7 protein-coding genes are annotated in these 17,111 nt (G+C 36.7%); all 7 read left to right on the forward strand.

The genetic code is table 11. From position 1 onward, the window contains the following. Positions 1 to 47 precede the first annotated feature (47 nt). The 7 genes from I5M07_RS13675 (at position 48) to I5M07_RS13705 (ending at position 17,111) form a co-directional block, all read left to right on the forward strand. Positions 48 to 3,449, forward strand: a complete 3,402-nt coding sequence (locus I5M07_RS13675) for a glycosyl hydrolase (RefSeq protein WP_200107010.1) — start codon at positions 48 to 50, stop codon at positions 3,447 to 3,449. Between the two features lie 106 nt (positions 3,450 to 3,555). Then, positions 3,556 to 4,989 carry a sialate O-acetylesterase gene (locus I5M07_RS13680; protein WP_200107011.1) on the forward strand — a complete coding sequence of 478 codons (1,434 nt, stop codon included), beginning with the start codon at positions 3,556 to 3,558 and terminating at the stop codon, positions 4,987 to 4,989. Positions 4,990 to 5,129: 140 nt separating this feature from the next. After that, positions 5,130 to 7,457, forward strand: coding sequence for a DUF5703 domain-containing protein (locus I5M07_RS13685; protein ID WP_200107012.1), 2,328 nt, complete (start codon positions 5,130 to 5,132; stop codon positions 7,455 to 7,457). A 7-nt stretch (positions 7,458 to 7,464) separates the two neighbouring features. Continuing rightward, positions 7,465 to 9,921: a fibronectin type III domain-containing protein gene (locus I5M07_RS13690; protein ID WP_200107013.1), complete on the forward strand. Its 2,457-nt coding sequence runs from the start codon at positions 7,465 to 7,467 to the stop codon at positions 9,919 to 9,921. Positions 9,922 to 10,034: 113 nt separating this feature from the next. Next, entirely contained in the window at positions 10,035 to 12,053 is a 2,019-nt protein-coding gene (locus tag I5M07_RS13695) for an aceric acid hydrolase (RefSeq protein WP_200107014.1), read from the forward strand. 98 nt (positions 12,054 to 12,151) lie between these two features. Further along, positions 12,152 to 13,138 carry a pectinesterase family protein gene (locus I5M07_RS13700; protein ID WP_200107015.1) on the forward strand — a complete coding sequence of 329 codons (987 nt, stop codon included), beginning with the start codon at positions 12,152 to 12,154 and terminating at the stop codon, positions 13,136 to 13,138. 622 nt (positions 13,139 to 13,760) lie between these two features. Next, positions 13,761 to 17,111 (forward strand): SusC/RagA family TonB-linked outer membrane protein, encoded by a 3,351-nt coding sequence (locus I5M07_RS13705; RefSeq protein WP_200107016.1) that lies wholly within the window; start codon positions 13,761 to 13,763, stop codon positions 17,109 to 17,111.

Genomic DNA, 17,111 nt, shown 5'->3' on the forward strand with positions numbered 1-17,111 from the left:
TTTTCCCCGCAGATTTAGCAGATCAAGCAGATTAAAAATGAATAATAATGTTTAAAAAAATAAGCTTCTTTTTCATCATACTTTTTGCGGGATTCGTTTCCGCACAGGGAATTCATGAAAAAGAAAATACCTCTTTTCAACCCACACTCGAATCCTCAAAATCATGGGTGTATTGGTATTGGATGAAATCGGCCTATTCCAAAGCCGGAATTACCGCCGATTTAGAAGCCATGAAACAGGCTGGATTGGCAGGCGCTTATTTGATGACAATTAAAGGGCCAGCAGATCCGCCCTTGATTTCGCCACCCGTATTGCAATTATCTCCCGAGTTTTGGGATATGATCAAATGGGCTTTTATCGAAGCGGATCGTTTGGGATTAAAACTGGCTTTTCACGCGGCCGATGGTTTTGCTGTAGCTGGAGGTCCTTGGATTACGCCTGAAAAGTCTATGCAAAAAGTGGTTTGGTCATCCAAAGAAATCACGGGTGGAAAATCAATTTCTTTGAATTTACCTACACCTGAACATTATAAAGACTACTATAAAGACATTGCTACTTTTGCGATTCCGATTAAAGATTTCGAGCAAAATTCGAATTTTTTATTGCCTAAAGTAACGACTTCCAATAATGAAGAAGCTTCTTTTTTAGCGGATTCTAAGAAAGATGGAAATCTTAAAATTGCAGAGAAAGGCTGGATTTTATACGAATTCAGTAAGCCTTTTTTATGCCGAACGATTACAGTTGAAACCAAAGGTTTGGATTTTCAGGCACAGCGAATGATTATCGAAACCAGTAATGATGGAAAAAATTTCACTTTTCATCAGCGATTGCAACCACCGCGTCAAGGCTGGCAAAATACAGATTATGGAACCACTTTTAGCCTAAAACCGATTACAGCAAAATACTTCCGTTTCGTTTTAGATTTAAATGGAACCGAACCGGGAGCCGAAGATTTGGATTTTGCCAAATGGAAACAATCGAGTTTGAAAGTGAGTAAAATTACGCTTTCTAGTCTGGCTACGATTGGAAATTTCCAAGGTAAATCCGGAGCTATTTGGCGTTTGAGTCCGTTTACAACTACGGCTGAAATTCCCGATGCGGATGTAGCTTCCAAAAAGGCAATCGTCAATATTTCCCAATTTGTTGATGCCGACGGAAAATTAAATTGGAAAGCACCCAAAGGAAACTGGAAAATACTTAGAATGGGGCACACTTCTACTGGACACGAAAATGCAACAGGCGGAGCCGGAAAAGGTTTGGAAGTGGATAAATTCAATCCCGAATACATACGTTTTCAACTCGATCATTGGTTTGGAGAAGCTGAAAGAACAGCGGGACCGGAGTTGGCTTCGAAAGTGTTGAAAATTTTACATTTAGACAGTTGGGAATGTGGAAGCCAGAATTGGTCGGATGTTTTTAGAAGTGAATTTCAAAAAAGACGTGGTTACGACATTGTAGATTATTTGCCTGTTTTAGCCGGAATTCCAATTGAAAATGTACAGTTTTCAGAAAACGTTTTGTACGATGTTCGGAAAACGATATCCGAATTGGTTGCGGAGAATTTCTACGGAACGGTTGCCGATATTGCCAAAAAATCAAATGTAAAATTCAGTTCCGAAAATGTAGCGCCTACAATGATGAGTGATGCTTTGTTGCATTTTAAATATGTGGATTATCCGGGTGGCGAATTTTGGCTGAAAAGCCCAACGCACGACAAACCTTTTGATATGGTTGATGCTATTTCTGGTGGTCATATTTACGGAAAAAATATCATACAGGCCGAGGCTTTTACGGCTTTGCGAATGGATTGGGATGAACATCCCGGAAATTTAAAAACAGTTGCCGACCGTAATTATGCATTGGGAATCAATCGTTTGTTTTACCACGTTTTTGTACATAATCCGTGGACGGACAGAAAACCGGGAATGACTTTGGATGATATCGGAACTTTTTTCCAAAGAGATCAAACCTGGTGGAAACCCGGAAGAGCATTTTTTGATTATTGCCAACGCGTACAATTGCAATTGCAAAAAGGAAATCCCGTGGTTGATTTGGCGGTTTTCATTGGTGAAGATTTACCTTCACGTTCGTTTGTCCCGGACAGATTAGTGCCTTTTATTCCGAATGTTTTTGGGGCAGCACGATTGGAAAGCGAGAAAATCCGTTTGGAAAATGAAGGGCAACCTTCGGCGAATATGCCAAAAGAGGTAACCTATTCTAAAAATGTAACCGATTTATCACAATGGATTAATCCGTTAAATGGTTATCAGTATGATTCGTTTAATGCTGATGTGTTGCTGAACAAAGCCAAAGTAGTAAACGGAAAAGTCACTTTTGAAAACGGAATTCAGTACGGTGCTTTGTTGTTTCCGGGCGTTCATAAATTAGCACCAAACAAAGTGATGACTTTGGTTACTGCCGAAAAAATTCTGCAATTGATTCAGCACGGTGCAACGGTTTTGGTGGGTGAAAAACCCGAAATAATGCTTGGCAATCAATCAGAAGAATTGAAGGCAAAATGGCAAAAAGTAATTGATGCAATTTGGATTACTTCAAACAAATCAAAATGGAAAATTGGTCAAGGAACGGTTATAAAATTACCGTATTTAGGAAATGATTTTACCGAAATTGGGATTCAGCCTGATGTGCTTTTTCCGGATTTGAGCAGAAAAGAAGTAGAGACTTTTGCGTGGACACACCGTCAATCGGAAACTGAAGATTTGTATTTTATTTCGAATCAAAAAGAAGAAAATCGAACGGTGAAAATTTCGTTTAGAATTGTAAATAAAAAACCATTTTGGTACAATCCCGTGACGGATGAAAGTACCGTTTTAACAGATTTTGTAATCGAAAAGGGAAGAACTGTAATTCCGATTCAATTAGATGCTAACGAATCCGGTTTTGTGATTTTTAAAGAAGATTTAAATTCAAAAGTAGCGGAAAAAGCTAAAAATTGGAGTGAATTTGAAACGGTTCAAACTTTAGATGAAAACTGGAATTTGCAATTTGACGAAACTTTCAATGGTCCGAAAGAAATGCAGAAAATCACAAAATTATTCGATTGGTCAACTTCAAAAAATGAAGCTATCAAGTATTATTCGGGAACTGCGGTTTACACGTCAGCATTCAAATGGAAAGGGAAAAAAGGCGAGAAAGTTTGGATTGATTTAGGAGAAATTGCCAACATCGCCGAAGTTAAAATTAATGGCATAGATTGTGGTACCATTTGGACATTTCCGTATCAAACGCAAATTACATCTGCTTTAAAAAAAGGAAATAATATCATCGAAATTAAAGTGACAAACACTTGGGCAAACCGTTTGATGGGCGACCAAAAATTACCCAAAAAAGAGCGATTGACTTGGACTTTGGCGCGCTATCGATTGGAGGGAAGACCTTTGTTGAAGGCAGGTTTATTGGGACCGATTAAGATTGTAAAAGAGAATTAATAAGATGATTTTTTTGTCACATCGAGCGCAGTCGAGATGCAGATAATAGGTTCTCGACTGCGCTCGAACTGACAAATAGAATAATACGAAGTGTAATATAGATTTTATGAAAAAAATACAGCAATTTGGTTTAGGAATTTTAGCCTTTTTAGCAACTTTTCAAATCAACGCCAAAATCAAACTCCCGGCCTTGTTTACCGACAATATGATGTTACAACAAAAATCAAACGCACCCATTTGGGGATGGGCAGAAAAGAATGCCAATGTGGTTATCATAACTTCATGGGATGCGAAAACCTATAAAGTAAAAGCCGATACTTCAGGAAAATGGAAAACCAATTTGCAAACGCCAGCTTTTGGTGGTCCTTATTCGATAGAAGTTGTGGAAGGTAAGGATAAAGTAGTTATCAAAAACGTGTTGATTGGTGAAGTTTGGCTCTGTTCGGGACAATCCAATATGGAAATGCCGTTGAAAGGTTTTCAGGGGCAACCAGTAAAAAATGGAAACGAAACTATAGTTCGTTCTAGTAATAACAATATCCGTTTGATTACCGTTCCGAGAGCGACCGTTCTAGAACCTAAAGAAGATTTTGAAGGGAAATGGGAAGTAGCTTCGCCAAAATCGACATCTAATTTTAGTGCTACGGCTTGGTATTTTGGGTCGTTGTTAAACGAGGTTTTACAAGTTCCTGTGGGAATGATTGTCGTTTCGTATGGTGGTTCAAGTATGGAAGCTTGGATGAACCAGGAAATGTTAAAGGATTTTGCCAGTGCTAAAATTCCAACTACAAAAGAAGATTTAGCTAAAGATCCAAATCGTGTGGCTACGACATTATTTAACGGAATGTTGTCGCCAGTAATTGGTTACGGCATCAAAGGTTGTATTTGGTACCAAGGCGAATCGAATTACGAACGTGCTTCGGAATATTCGGCCTTGTCTCAAAAAATGGTGAGCAGTTGGAGAACTTTGTGGAAACAAGGTGATTTTCCGTTTTATTATTGCCAAATCGCACCGTTTAATTACAAACAATTTCACCCGAAGGATTATGTCGAAAAATACAATTCGGCTTATTTGAGAGAGGCACAGTTGAAGGCTTCAACAGTAATTCCGAATTCGGGAATGGCGGTGTTAATGGATGTGGGCGAAGAAAATAACATTCATCCAATGGACAAAGAAAAAGGCGGAAACCGGTTGGCTTTTTGGGCATTGGCGAAAACCTATGGTTTGGAAGGCTTTGAATATGAAAGTCCGAAATACAAATCGATGGAAATTAAAGATGGTTCGGTTACCGTTTCTTTTGATAATGTAGAAAACGGAATCATGACTTTTGAAAAAGAAGTTGTTGGTTTTGAAATTGCGGGAGAAGACAAAGTTTTTTATCCAGCAAAAACGGTTGTTCGCAGAAAATCAGTGGTGTTGACTTCGGATAAAGTAGCGAAACCTGTGGCAGTACGTTTTTTGTGGAAAGATTTTGCAAAGGCAGAATTGTTTAGCGGAGGTGGTTTGCCGTTGTCGTCTTTCAGGACTGATGAGTGGTAAAAAAAGTTGACAGTTCACAGTTTTTAGTTCACAGTTTGTCATTCCGTAGGAATCTCAGCAACGGGAGTAACCAACTTGGGATTGCTTCGCCAATTCACTATCGTTCGTGCCCTACGGAATGACAAACGAAACTTAAGAAAATGAAATACATAAAATACATACTTTTCTTCATTACGCTTTTAGCAAAAGCGCAAATTCCTGTGCTCAATAATTACAACCAAATCTGGAGTACGCAAAGTAACAATTCATCTGAATCCATGCCGTTGGGTGGTGGAGATATCGGACTGAATGTTTGGGTAGAAAACAACGATTTGTATTTTTATTTTTCGCGAAGTGGCACTTTTGATGAGCACAATACCTTACTGAAATTAGGAAGAGTAAAAGTAAGTTTGAGTCCGAATCCGTTTCAGGGAAATCAAGGTTTCCGACAAGAATTGGATTTGGAAGAAGGCTGTGTGAAAATTTCGCAAAATGACACTAAAATCAAATTGTGGGTAGACGTTTTTAACCCAGTGATTTATGCAGATATCGAAAGTGAACAGCCTGTAAGAATGACGGTTTCGTATGAAAACTGGCGTCATTTTAATCGACCATCTAAAGGAAAAGCGAACAATGCGAATTCATACAAATGGGCACCACAGGGCGAAATTTTCACCTTTAAAGATTCGGTTGCTTTTGATAAAAATAGCATTCAATTTTATCATAAAAACAGAGCTGAAACCGTTTTTGATGTGACTGTAAAACAACAAAAAATGGAGTCGGTAAAAGACCAAATGATGAATCCGTTGTCGCATTTAACTTTTGGCGGAATGCTTTTGGGTAACAATCTAAAAGGAGATGGAACCTACGAAGGAAAGTACCAAAGTACCGATTTCAAGGGCTATAAGTTGTCTTCTTTGAAAGCATCCAAAAAACACGATTTTAAAATTGTATTGGAAACAGTTCAATCTGAAAATATTTCCACTTGGAAAACCAATTTGCAAAGTAGAATTACATCTTCATCAAAAAATAAAACAAATGCGGAAAAACAAACTTTAGCTTGGTGGAAAAACTATTGGAATAGAAGTTTTATTTACACCCAAAAATCAAAAGTTGAAAAAGATTCGGTTTATCAAATCGGACAGAATTATCAACTGTTTCGCTATATGTTGGGCTGTAATGCGTATGGAAAATACCCGACGAAATTTAATGGCGGATTGTTTACAGTAGATCCCGTTTTTACCAATAAAGATTTGGATTTCACACCCGATTTCAGAAATTGGGGAGGAGGAACCATGACACAACAAAACCAACGTTTGGTCTATTTTCCAATGGTAAAAAGTGGCGATTTTGATATGATGAAATCGCAATTGGATTATTATTTACGTCTGCAAAAAAATGCCGAATTGCGTTCGAAAGTGTATTGGAATCACAACGGAGCATCATTTACAGAGCAATTAGAAAATTTCGGATTGCCTAATCCTGCAGAATACGAATGGAAACGCCCAGCGGATTACGACCCGGGAATGGAATATAATGCCTGGCTGGAATACGAATGGGACACGGTTTTGGAATTCTGCCAGATGATGTTGCAGCAAAAAGAATACGCGAACGAAAACATTCAAAAATACAACGGATTTATCATTAGTTGTCTTCGTTTTTTTGATGAACATTACCAATATTTAGCCAAACAAAGAGGTCGTAAAGCCTTGGATGGAAACGGAAAATTAATTCTTTTTCCGGGTTCGGGAGCAGAAACCTATAAAATGGCGAACAATGCCAATAGTACTATTTCGGCTTTGACGGTAATTACAGAAAATCTTTTAAACTTTTCCGAAAATCAGTTGTCCAAAGAAGAAGTGGAATATTTAAAAAGTTTTCAAAAAAGGATTCCGCCTTTGAATTTTGGTCAAATCGAAAACCATAAAGTTTTAGTTCCTGCAAAATCTTGGGAACGAATCAATAACACCGAAGTACCGCAATTGTATCCCGTGTATCCGTGGGGGATTTACGGTATTGGAAAACAGGATTTGCAAACCGCTTTGAACACCTGGAAATACGATGCCGATGCGATTAAATTCAGAAGTCATATTGGGTGGAAACAGGACAATATTTTTTCGGCTCGTTTGGGATTAACTCCAGAAGCAGCCAAATATAATTTACTAAAAATGGCGAATTCCGAAAGACGTTTTCCAGCTTTTTGGGGACCAGGATTTGATTGGGTTCCCGATCACAATTGGGGTGGAGCAGGAATGATTGGTATGCAGGAAATGCTGTTGCAGGAATCCGATGGGAAAATTTATTTGTTTCCAGCCTGGCCAAAAGATTGGAATGTGCATTTTAAATTACACGCCACACAAAATACAACAGTTGAGGTGGAACTTTTAAATGGCGAATTAAAACTTTTAAAAGTAACTCCGAAAGAAAGAGAAAAAGACATAATTAATCTGCTGGGTAAATCTGAAGCAGAAAAAATACAATTAAATTAAAAGAAAAATGGTGAAGAAATTAGTAGGTTCTTTTGCTTTGGCAATGATTTTAGCTTCAAATGCGCAAGCCCAATCATTGGATAAAAAATCGGTGAAAGTAGATTTTGATTTTGCAGGACGACGACTGGAAGAAGTACACGATGTGGGGTATGAATCCTGGGTTTTGAATGAAGTAAAAGAAGCCGAAAAATCATTTAGCGGAATCAATTTTAAATTAAAAGGAAACTTCAATTCCAAATGGTATAAGTTAGGAATGAGTGCGCCTTTTTATAATAGATTGGGAGCAGATGGATTGGTTTCTGCTGAAAATTTGGAATTGACCATTAGTGGATTAACCGAAGGAAACCACACCCTTTTAACGTTTCATAATGCTTTTGATGTGATTACTGGTAAACGTTTTTCGCCAATCAAAATTTATGTCAACGGAAAGTTAGTAGAAACAGTAAACGCTACTCAAAGAGCTAATGCCAAAATTGATGCGACGATGGCGTATTTGAATTTTAGTGTGGATAAATCAAAGGAGGCTAAAATTCGTTTTGAAATTGATCCTACAACAGATCCCAATGTTGTGCAACAAATTGTTATCAACGGATTCGAATTGGATACTCCTAATTTGATGAATCAGGCACGTTCTCCAAAACCTGGAAACAGAGATGAACATTTTGTTGCAACGGATAAAAAAGCAACTTTAGAATGGAACTCTTCTAAAAATGCAGTTTCGCATCAGTTGTATTATGGTGAAAACGAAAAAGCAGTTGCTGATGCCAACGAAAAATCAAAGGAATACAAAGGAAAATTTACTCAAAATAATTTTGAAGTAACTGATTTATATAGCGGTACAACGTATTATTGGAGAGTGGATGCTATTGATGGTAAAGGAAATGTAACAACAGGAAATGTTTGGTCTTTCAAACCTGCACAACTGGCTTTTCCGGGAGCTGAAGGCTATGGGCGTTTTGCTATTGGAGGCCGAGGTGGAAAAGTGGTTGAAGTTACCAACTTAAATGATGATGGGCCAGGAAGTTTACGTGATGCGATTAACCAGGAAATTGGGCCACGCACTATTGTTTTTACGGTTTCTGGAAATATCGAGTTAAAGTCAAGATTAGTAGCCAATCAGCCTTATATAACAATTGCGGGGCAAACGGCACCGGGCGAAGGAATTACAATTACTAGAGCGCCAATTGGGTTAACGGGTGATGATGGAATTGTTCGATTTTTAAAGGTGCGTATTGGTGGCGGAAGAACATTTGACGGAATGGGATTAACGGGTGCCGATTATAGTATTATTGACCATTGCTCGATTAGTTGGACAATTGATGAATCTTTCAGTTCTCGTGGTGCGCATCATATTAGTTTGCAACGCACGTTAATTTCAGAGGCTTTGAATGTAGCAGGACATCATAAATATGGAGAAGGAAAAATGCACGGTTATGCGGCTACTATTGGTGGTGATATCGGAAGTTTTCATCATAATTTATTAGCGCATAATGAAGGTAGAAACTGGAGTATTGGTGGTGGTTTAAATGGTGATGGTTATTACGGAGGAAAAATTGATATCCGAAATAATGTGGTGTACAACTGGGGACATCGTGCTACCGATGGTGGCGCTAATCAGGTGAATTTTGTCAATAATTATTACAAACCGGGAGCTTCTACCAAAATTTTTGTGGCTTTGAATGCTCAAATTGAAGGTGTTGGAAAAGGGAAACAGCAATATTATTTTGATGGAAATGTGATGCCGGGTTATTTTGATGAAAAAAATCAAGACAAGGGAAGAAAGTTTACGTTGTCCAATAACGCCACTGTAGATTATGATGTGTTTTTACCGAAACCCTTTTTTGAATCGTATGTAACGACACAAAGTGCAGATGCAGCTTATAAAAATGTTTTATCTGATGTTGGAGCTACTCAGCCATTTTTTGATAAACACGACCAACGTATTATTGATGAAACTCTTAAAGGAACGTATACTTACAAAGGAAGTAAAAGTGGTTTGGGTGGATTGATTGATAACGAAGCCGATGCAGGAGGTTTTCCAAAATTCACTTCAGAGACGAGAGCTGCTGATTGGGATACCGATCACGATGGATTGCCAAACTGGTGGGAAAAAGCAAAAGGTTTGAATGAGAATTCAAAAGCAGGTGATTTTTCGGATGCGAATTCAGATACTGATAAAGACGGCTTTACCCAACTGGAAGATTATTTGAATTGGATGGCAGAGCCTCATTTCTTTATTGAAAAAGGAGGGAAATTAAAATTAGATGCTAAAGACTATTTCAAAGGATATGAAAATAAACCTTCATTTGCTATTTTAGAAATTAGCAAAGGCAAAGGAGTGTTAAAAGGTTCAGTTATTGAATTTATAGCCTCAAGTGATTCTGGTTTTGGTTCTTTTACGGTAAAAGTAACCGATAAAGATGGCGATTCGATGAGTCGAACTTTTAATGTGTTTGTGAAATAAAATTCTAACCGCAATGGCACAAAGGAAACGCAAGGTTCGCAGAACTTTGTGTACTTTGCGTAATTCTTCGCGAACTTAGCGGTTAACTTTTTTATATAAATAAGATATTCAAAATGAAAAAGAACATCATCATATCCTCTTTATTTCTTTCAACCGTAATCTTTGCCCAAAACAAAGGTTTGGTTGCCAATTCCAACAGTCCGTATTCTAAATTACAGAGTGTAGGAATGCAGGATGTACAATGGACAAACGGTTTTTGGAAAGAACAATTTGATGTAGAAACCCAAAATACCCTGCCGTATATGTGGGACTTGTATCATAATGATGACGTTTCGCATGCTTACGCTAATTTTGAAATTGCAGCCGGAAACAGAAAAGGAACTTTCAAAGGACCTTCTTTTCATGATGGTGATTTTTACAAGATTTTTGAAGGAATGGCGGCAACTTATGCTGTTACCAAAGATAAAAATCTGAACAAAAAAATGGATGAAGCCATTGCGCTGTTTGCAAAAGTCCAACGTAAGGATGGTTATTTGCACACTCCCGTTTTAATTGATGAGCGTTGGGGAACTTTAGGTCCAGAGGAAGTAAAAAAACAATTGGGTTTTGAGAAATACAATATGGGGCATTTGATGACGGCAGCTTGTATTCATTATCGTGCAACCGGAAAAGAGAACTTTTTAAATATTGCCAAAGGCGTTGCCGATTTTTTATATGATTTCTACAAAAAAGCGTCACCTGAATTAGCCCGTAATGCCATTTGTCCGTCACATTATATGGGAATTGTCGAAATGTACCGTACGACAAAAAATCCAAAATATTTGGAACTGGCTAATAATCTGATTGATATTAGAGGAACAACTAACGATGGAACTGATGACAATCAGGATAGAATTCCGTTTAGAAAGCAGACAACTGCAATGGGTCACGCCGTTAGAGCGAATTATTTATATGCCGGTGTAGCCGATTTATATGCAGAAACAGGTGAAAAAAAATTACTGGATAATTTGCAATCGATTTGGGATGATGTAACGTATCGAAAAATGTACATTACCGGAGCTTGTGGAGCTTTGTATGATGGTGTTTCTCCAGACGGCACTTCGTATGATCCAACGGTGGTACAGAAAATTCATCAGGCATACGGAAGGCCTTTTCAACTACCAAACGCAACAGCGCATACTGAAACCTGTGCGAATATTGGAAACGTATTATGGAATTGGCGAATGCTTCAAATTACCGGCGAAGCCAAATATGCAGATATTGTAGAACTGGCTTTGTATAATAGTGTGTTGTCGGGCATTAATTTAGAAGGAAATAAATTTTGCTATAATAATCCCTTGAATGTTTCTAACGATTTGCCTTTTCAGCAACGTTGGGGGAATGAGCGTGAAGGTTATATCGCTTTGTCCAATTGTTGTGCGCCAAATGTTACCCGAACGGTAGCTGAGGTAAATAATTATGCCTACAGTTTTTCAAAAGAGGGCGTTTATGTGAACTTATACGGAAGTAATCATTTGCATTCCACAACAGAAACTGGAGAAAAAATTGAAATAGAACAAACCACGAATTATCCTTGGGACGGAAAAATTACTTTGAAAATAGAAAAAGCACCGAAAAAAGATTTTGCTTTCTTTTTAAGAATTCCAGGTTGGAGCCAAGGAACAGCTATTTCAATTAATGGTAAAAATATAAATGAGGCTATTACTTCAGGTTCGTATCAAAAAATGGCTCAAAAATGGAAAAAAGGAGATGTAATCGAATTGAATATTCCAATGCCGGTTGAGGTAATGCGAGCCAATCCGTTGGTGGAAGAAGTAAAAAATCAGTTGGCAGTAAAACGTGGGCCGATTGTGTATTGTTTAGAATCGAATACGCTACCGGCCAATACCAGTGTAAATGATGTAACGTTAGATGTCAATTCTAAATTCACTACCGATTTTGTAAAAGTGGCTAACAGACAATTGTTGCATATAACTGCTAATTCATTTATTACTCCGGATAATTCTTGGGATAAAAAATTATACAAACCTATTTCGACAAAAGACAATAAAGAATATAAGGTGAAATTAATTCCGTATTTTGCGTGGGGAAATCATGGCAAAGGAGAAATGTCTGTTTGGTTATCGCATTAAAATAAATTACCATGTAAGAATTAAGAATTAAGAATTAAGAATTAAGTTGAAATTTACATGCCTTAAATATCTTATATGGTTTAAAAAAAAATAAAACTATGAAATATATTGTAACACTATTTTTATCATTTAGTTCGCTTTTTTTATCGGCACAAACCACCGATAACCGATTTGAATTAACCGTAGCACAAGACGGTTCAGGAGATTTTAAAACCATTCAGGAAGCGATCAATAAAGTAAGAGATCATGCCGAGAAAAGAGTTGTGATCACGATTCAAGCGGGAACATATAATGAAAAAGTAGTAATCCCTTCTTTCAAAAGAAATATTACGTTGAAAGGAGCTGATAGGGAGAAAACCATTATATTGTTTGATGACTATTCCGGAAAACCTTTCCGAGGCATTGATGTTACGGGCGATACAAAATTTAGCACCTATACTTCGTACACTTTATTCGTTCAGGGCAATGATTGTTCTTTAGAAAATTTGACGATTCAAAATACAGCTGGGAGAGTAGGTCAGGCTGTGGCTCTGCATACCGAAGGCGACAGGGTTTCTGTAAAAAATTGTTCCATTTTAGGGAATCAGGATACTTTGTATTTGGCAAAAGCAGGCACTCGAAATTATTTTGAAAATTGCTTTATTAACGGTACAACCGATTTTATTTTTGGCGCAGCAACGGCTTATTTCAAAAACTGCACGATTGAAAGTCTGACGAATTCGTATATCACAGCAGCCTCAACGTATCAGGAGGATGCTTACGGTTTAGTATTTGTGGATTGTAAATTAATTGCGAAAGACAATACGGTAGATAAAGTTTTCTTAGGCAGACCTTGGAGGCCTTATGCGCAAACCGTTTTTATCAATACCGAAATGGGAAGCCACATTCTTCCGGAAGGCTGGAATCCTTGGAAAGGCGACAAAAATTTTCCAGATAAAGAAAAAACTGTTTTTTATGCGGAATATAACAGCAAAGGTGAAGGAGCTAAAGATTTGTCGAAAAGAATATCCTGGTCGCATCAATTGAAAAAATCGGATCTTAAAAAGTACGATTTAGAAAAAGTTTTAAAAGGTTGGAAGCCATAAAAAAAACTTTTACATGCTTACAAAGTGCTCTAGAGAATTTTAGAGCACTTTTTTTTATGTTTTGTTGTAAACAGATCCTCTAGAAAGAGCATGAATTCAATTTTATAGTTTAATTTTACGATAACGTTATAGTTGAAATTTACACCAAAAAGCTTTTGTCAGAATAAATCTGTTTTGTTTAATATTATTTTTCTTTCATTTTTGTTATCTTTCGTCAAAACTAAATCAACGAAAATATTTTTTAATTACTTGATTTTGTACTGTAATTGTGTTTATTTTATTGATTATTAGTGTTTTAGATGTTGTGTTTTAACATTCTTGAAAAATTGACACTGTTTTTGTTAAACTTTGAATATTTGATATTTTTTTAATGTAAAATTTTGAATATTAGCTATTATTTATTCTTTTTTTTATGTTATATGAATTTTATTTTCCTTTTTAACTAGAGTATTGGTTAAAAGCAGGATAGAGCAGGATAGTCATGCAGGTCTATACCTTTATTTTTGAGGGAAATAATAAATGTGATTTAAACATTTAATAGTTTTAACACATATCAAGGTTTAATTTACGTACTTATTTTAAATACAAACCAAACTAAATTAATAACTAAAATCAAAAATTTATGAAACAAGCACTTACAAAAAGATGTAGTGTTATTTTATTTGTACTGATGAGTATGTTGGGATTTTCTCAAAGCTCGTGGTCGCAAGTAAAAATTACCGGAACAGTTACCGATGAAGGTGGGGCACCTATTCCAGGGGTAAATGTAACTGAAAAATCGACCAAAAATACTTCGGTTACAGATTTCAATGGGGGCTATCAAATTGAAGTTGCTAAAGCCGATGCTACTTTAGTCTTTTCCTTTATAGGTATGAAGAAAGAGGAGTTGCCTTTAGCTGGAAAAACGGTTTTAAATGTTCGAATGAAAGACGATGCGAATCAACTTGAGGATGTTGTAGTAGTAGGTTATGGTGAGCAGAAAAAACAAAAATTAACAGGTGCGATTGTTCAAATAGATCCTTCTCAGGTTCAGGATTTACCAGTTTCTAATTTATCGGAATCTTTAAGAGGATTAGTTCCGGGATTGTCTGTTTCTGGTGGTTCAGGAAGACCAGGAGATGCAGCTGCACTACAAATTCGTCAAACCTTTAGCTTTTCTAAAGACGGAGGAACGAATATTCCGTTGATTGTTATTGATGATATGGTACAGGTAGATCCTGTGAACGGTAAACCAACTTTAGAAACATTCAATCGTTTAGATCCTACGGAAGTTGAAAGTATTACCGTTTTAAAAGATGGTTCTGCTGCTATTTATGGTGCTCGTGCGGCTCAAGGGGCAATTGTTGTAAAGACCAAAAGAGGTAAAGTGGGGGCTACAAAATTGTCATATTTAAGTCAGTTCTCTGTAAATGACGCTATTAGTCATGCGAAAACCATGAATGCTTATGATTATGGTTTGTGGTCTAATCGTTTTTTAAGTGCTAAAAATAATGATCAAGCAAGATTATTTTCGGCAGATGAATTGGAACAAATGAAAAGTTTGAATTACGATTGGTTAAAAGAGGCATGGAAACCAGCTATTCAACAAAAACACGCTTTAAATGTGAGTGGCGGAACGGAGAAAGCCACCTATTTTGCTAGTGCTACGTATTTTACGCAAGGAGCAAACTTAGGAAAACAAGATTATAATAAATGGACTTTTAGAACAGGGTCAAATATTAAAATATCAAACTCTTTAGATTTTTCCGCTGCTATTTCGGCCAATACAACCGATCTTGAAAAATCTTTTACGAAGGCTTCAGCAAATATTAGTGATGGTAGTTACGGATCATTAGCGGGTGGAGGAGAACAAGCTGATTATGGGTATTTACTCCATATGCCTAAATACATTCCTATTACTATGGACTATAAAGGTCAAGAATATTACACTTCGCCATTTCCTCGTACCGATCGTAATTTAGGTGCGCCTAATAATAGAACTATTGCGGGATGGAATTATTTTGCGACTTTAGACAATGGTTCGAAGCAAACTACAAATGATTTTTCGTATAATGTAAATATGTCTATTAATTACAAAGTGCCTTTTGTAAAGGGATTATCTCTTAAAGGAACTTATGCTAGAACGGAGTTTACGAATGACACAGAGCAGGTGCAATTGCCTTTTGATTTGGTGAGAATAAAAAATTACGAAAAAGAAGGGTATCATCTTGCTAGTGCTGCCGAAGAAAAAAATATGGAAGTAAAAACCAATACTTCAAACGCAAGGGTTGCTTATAATACGTCTTTTAATAAAAGTGTACAATCTAACTTTTTTATTAATTATAATAGAACTTTTGGTAATCATGATATTCAAGCGATGGCAGGTGTTGAAAAATCTGAGAATGATTATACTAATAGAACGTTATTGTATGAAGGTACTGGTAAAGATTATGGTGGAACTTATCAAACCGCTGGTACCCTTTCAACCTCAAATTCTATTGCAACAAAAGGAGAATCTGGAACATTATCCTATTTAGGGCGTGTTAATTATAGTTTTAAAGATCGTTATATAGTTGAATTTTTATTCCGATCGGATGCTTCAACAAAATTTGCACCAGAAAACTATTGGGGATTCTTTCCATCAGCACAATTCGGTTGGATTATGTCTAAGGAAGATTGGTTTCAAAATGCTTTGCCAGGAATTGATTTCTTAAAACTACGTTATTCGATTGGTAAAACGGGTAGAGATAATGTTCAGGCTTGGAGATGGGATCAATACTATGATATCATAACAGATAAAGGCTATCAATTTGGTAGTAATGGAGGTCTTTTAGGAACAGGTCTTTCTCCAAAAGTAAATCCGAATCGTAATGTAGGTTGGGATGCTGTTATAAAAAATAATATTGGACTTGATTTTAATGTGTTGCGTAATCGTTTACAAGTAAGTATCGACTACTATATAGATAAAAATGATGATATGCTAACTTCAATGGCAAGTTCGGTAGGAGTGCCAATTTCAGTAGGAGGAGCTTTTGCAGAAGAAAATTATGCTAGAGTAGATGCATGGGGTACAGAGTTTAGCGTTAATTGGAGCGACAAAGCGACTGAAAATTTAAGCTATAATGTAGGGGTCAACTTTGGATTTAATGGTAATGAGGTAAAAAAATATCCAGAGCAAGCTTTAAAACATCCTTCATTCAACATCACACAAGAGGGAGCGTCTACATTCTTCCCAACTTGGGGTTTTAGAACTTGGAAAGGAACATCTACAGGAGATGGTATTTTGAGAACAGATGAGGATATCACCAATTATTGGAATTATTTAACAGAAAGAGCAACTGCTGCAGGTACAACTCCTATGTTTAATAAAATAACCGATATTTCGGGTATGCAAAAAGGGATGCTAGCTTACGAAGATGTTGGCGGACAATTTAATTCTACTACTGGTGAGCAAGCTGGTGCTGATGGAAGAATTGAAAAAAACAATGATTACGTAAAATTGGTTGATAATAGCAGAACGTATGGCTTTACAACGAATTTCGGAATCAAGTATAAAGGCTTTTTTGCTAGAACTCAGATAGCAACATCATGGGGAGGCTTCCGTGATATTGATGTAGTGAAACAAGGGACGTCTTCATCACACAATATGTGGAGTCATGAAAGTTTCTTGACGGACATGTACGGTAGTGATAATATTGATGGAAGATATCCAAATATCGCGTTTTATGATGATGAAATGGTTGGTGCACCTTCTGATTTTTGGCAATTGGATACTTTTCGTTGTACTGTTAGAAATTTAACTTTAGGATTTTCGTTACCTAAAGATGTATTGTCTAGCATTAATATTCAAACGTTTACGATTGGACTAACAGGTAATAATTTATGGGATTTATACAATCCGTATCCTGATCATTACCGTAATATGTATGATAGCCCATATATGCCATATCCTACATTGAGAACTTGGTCATTAAACGTAAACTTAACTTTCTAA

This window comes from Flavobacterium agrisoli, from assembly GCF_016522065.1.
Taxonomy (GTDB): domain Bacteria; phylum Bacteroidota; class Bacteroidia; order Flavobacteriales; family Flavobacteriaceae; genus Flavobacterium; species Flavobacterium agrisoli.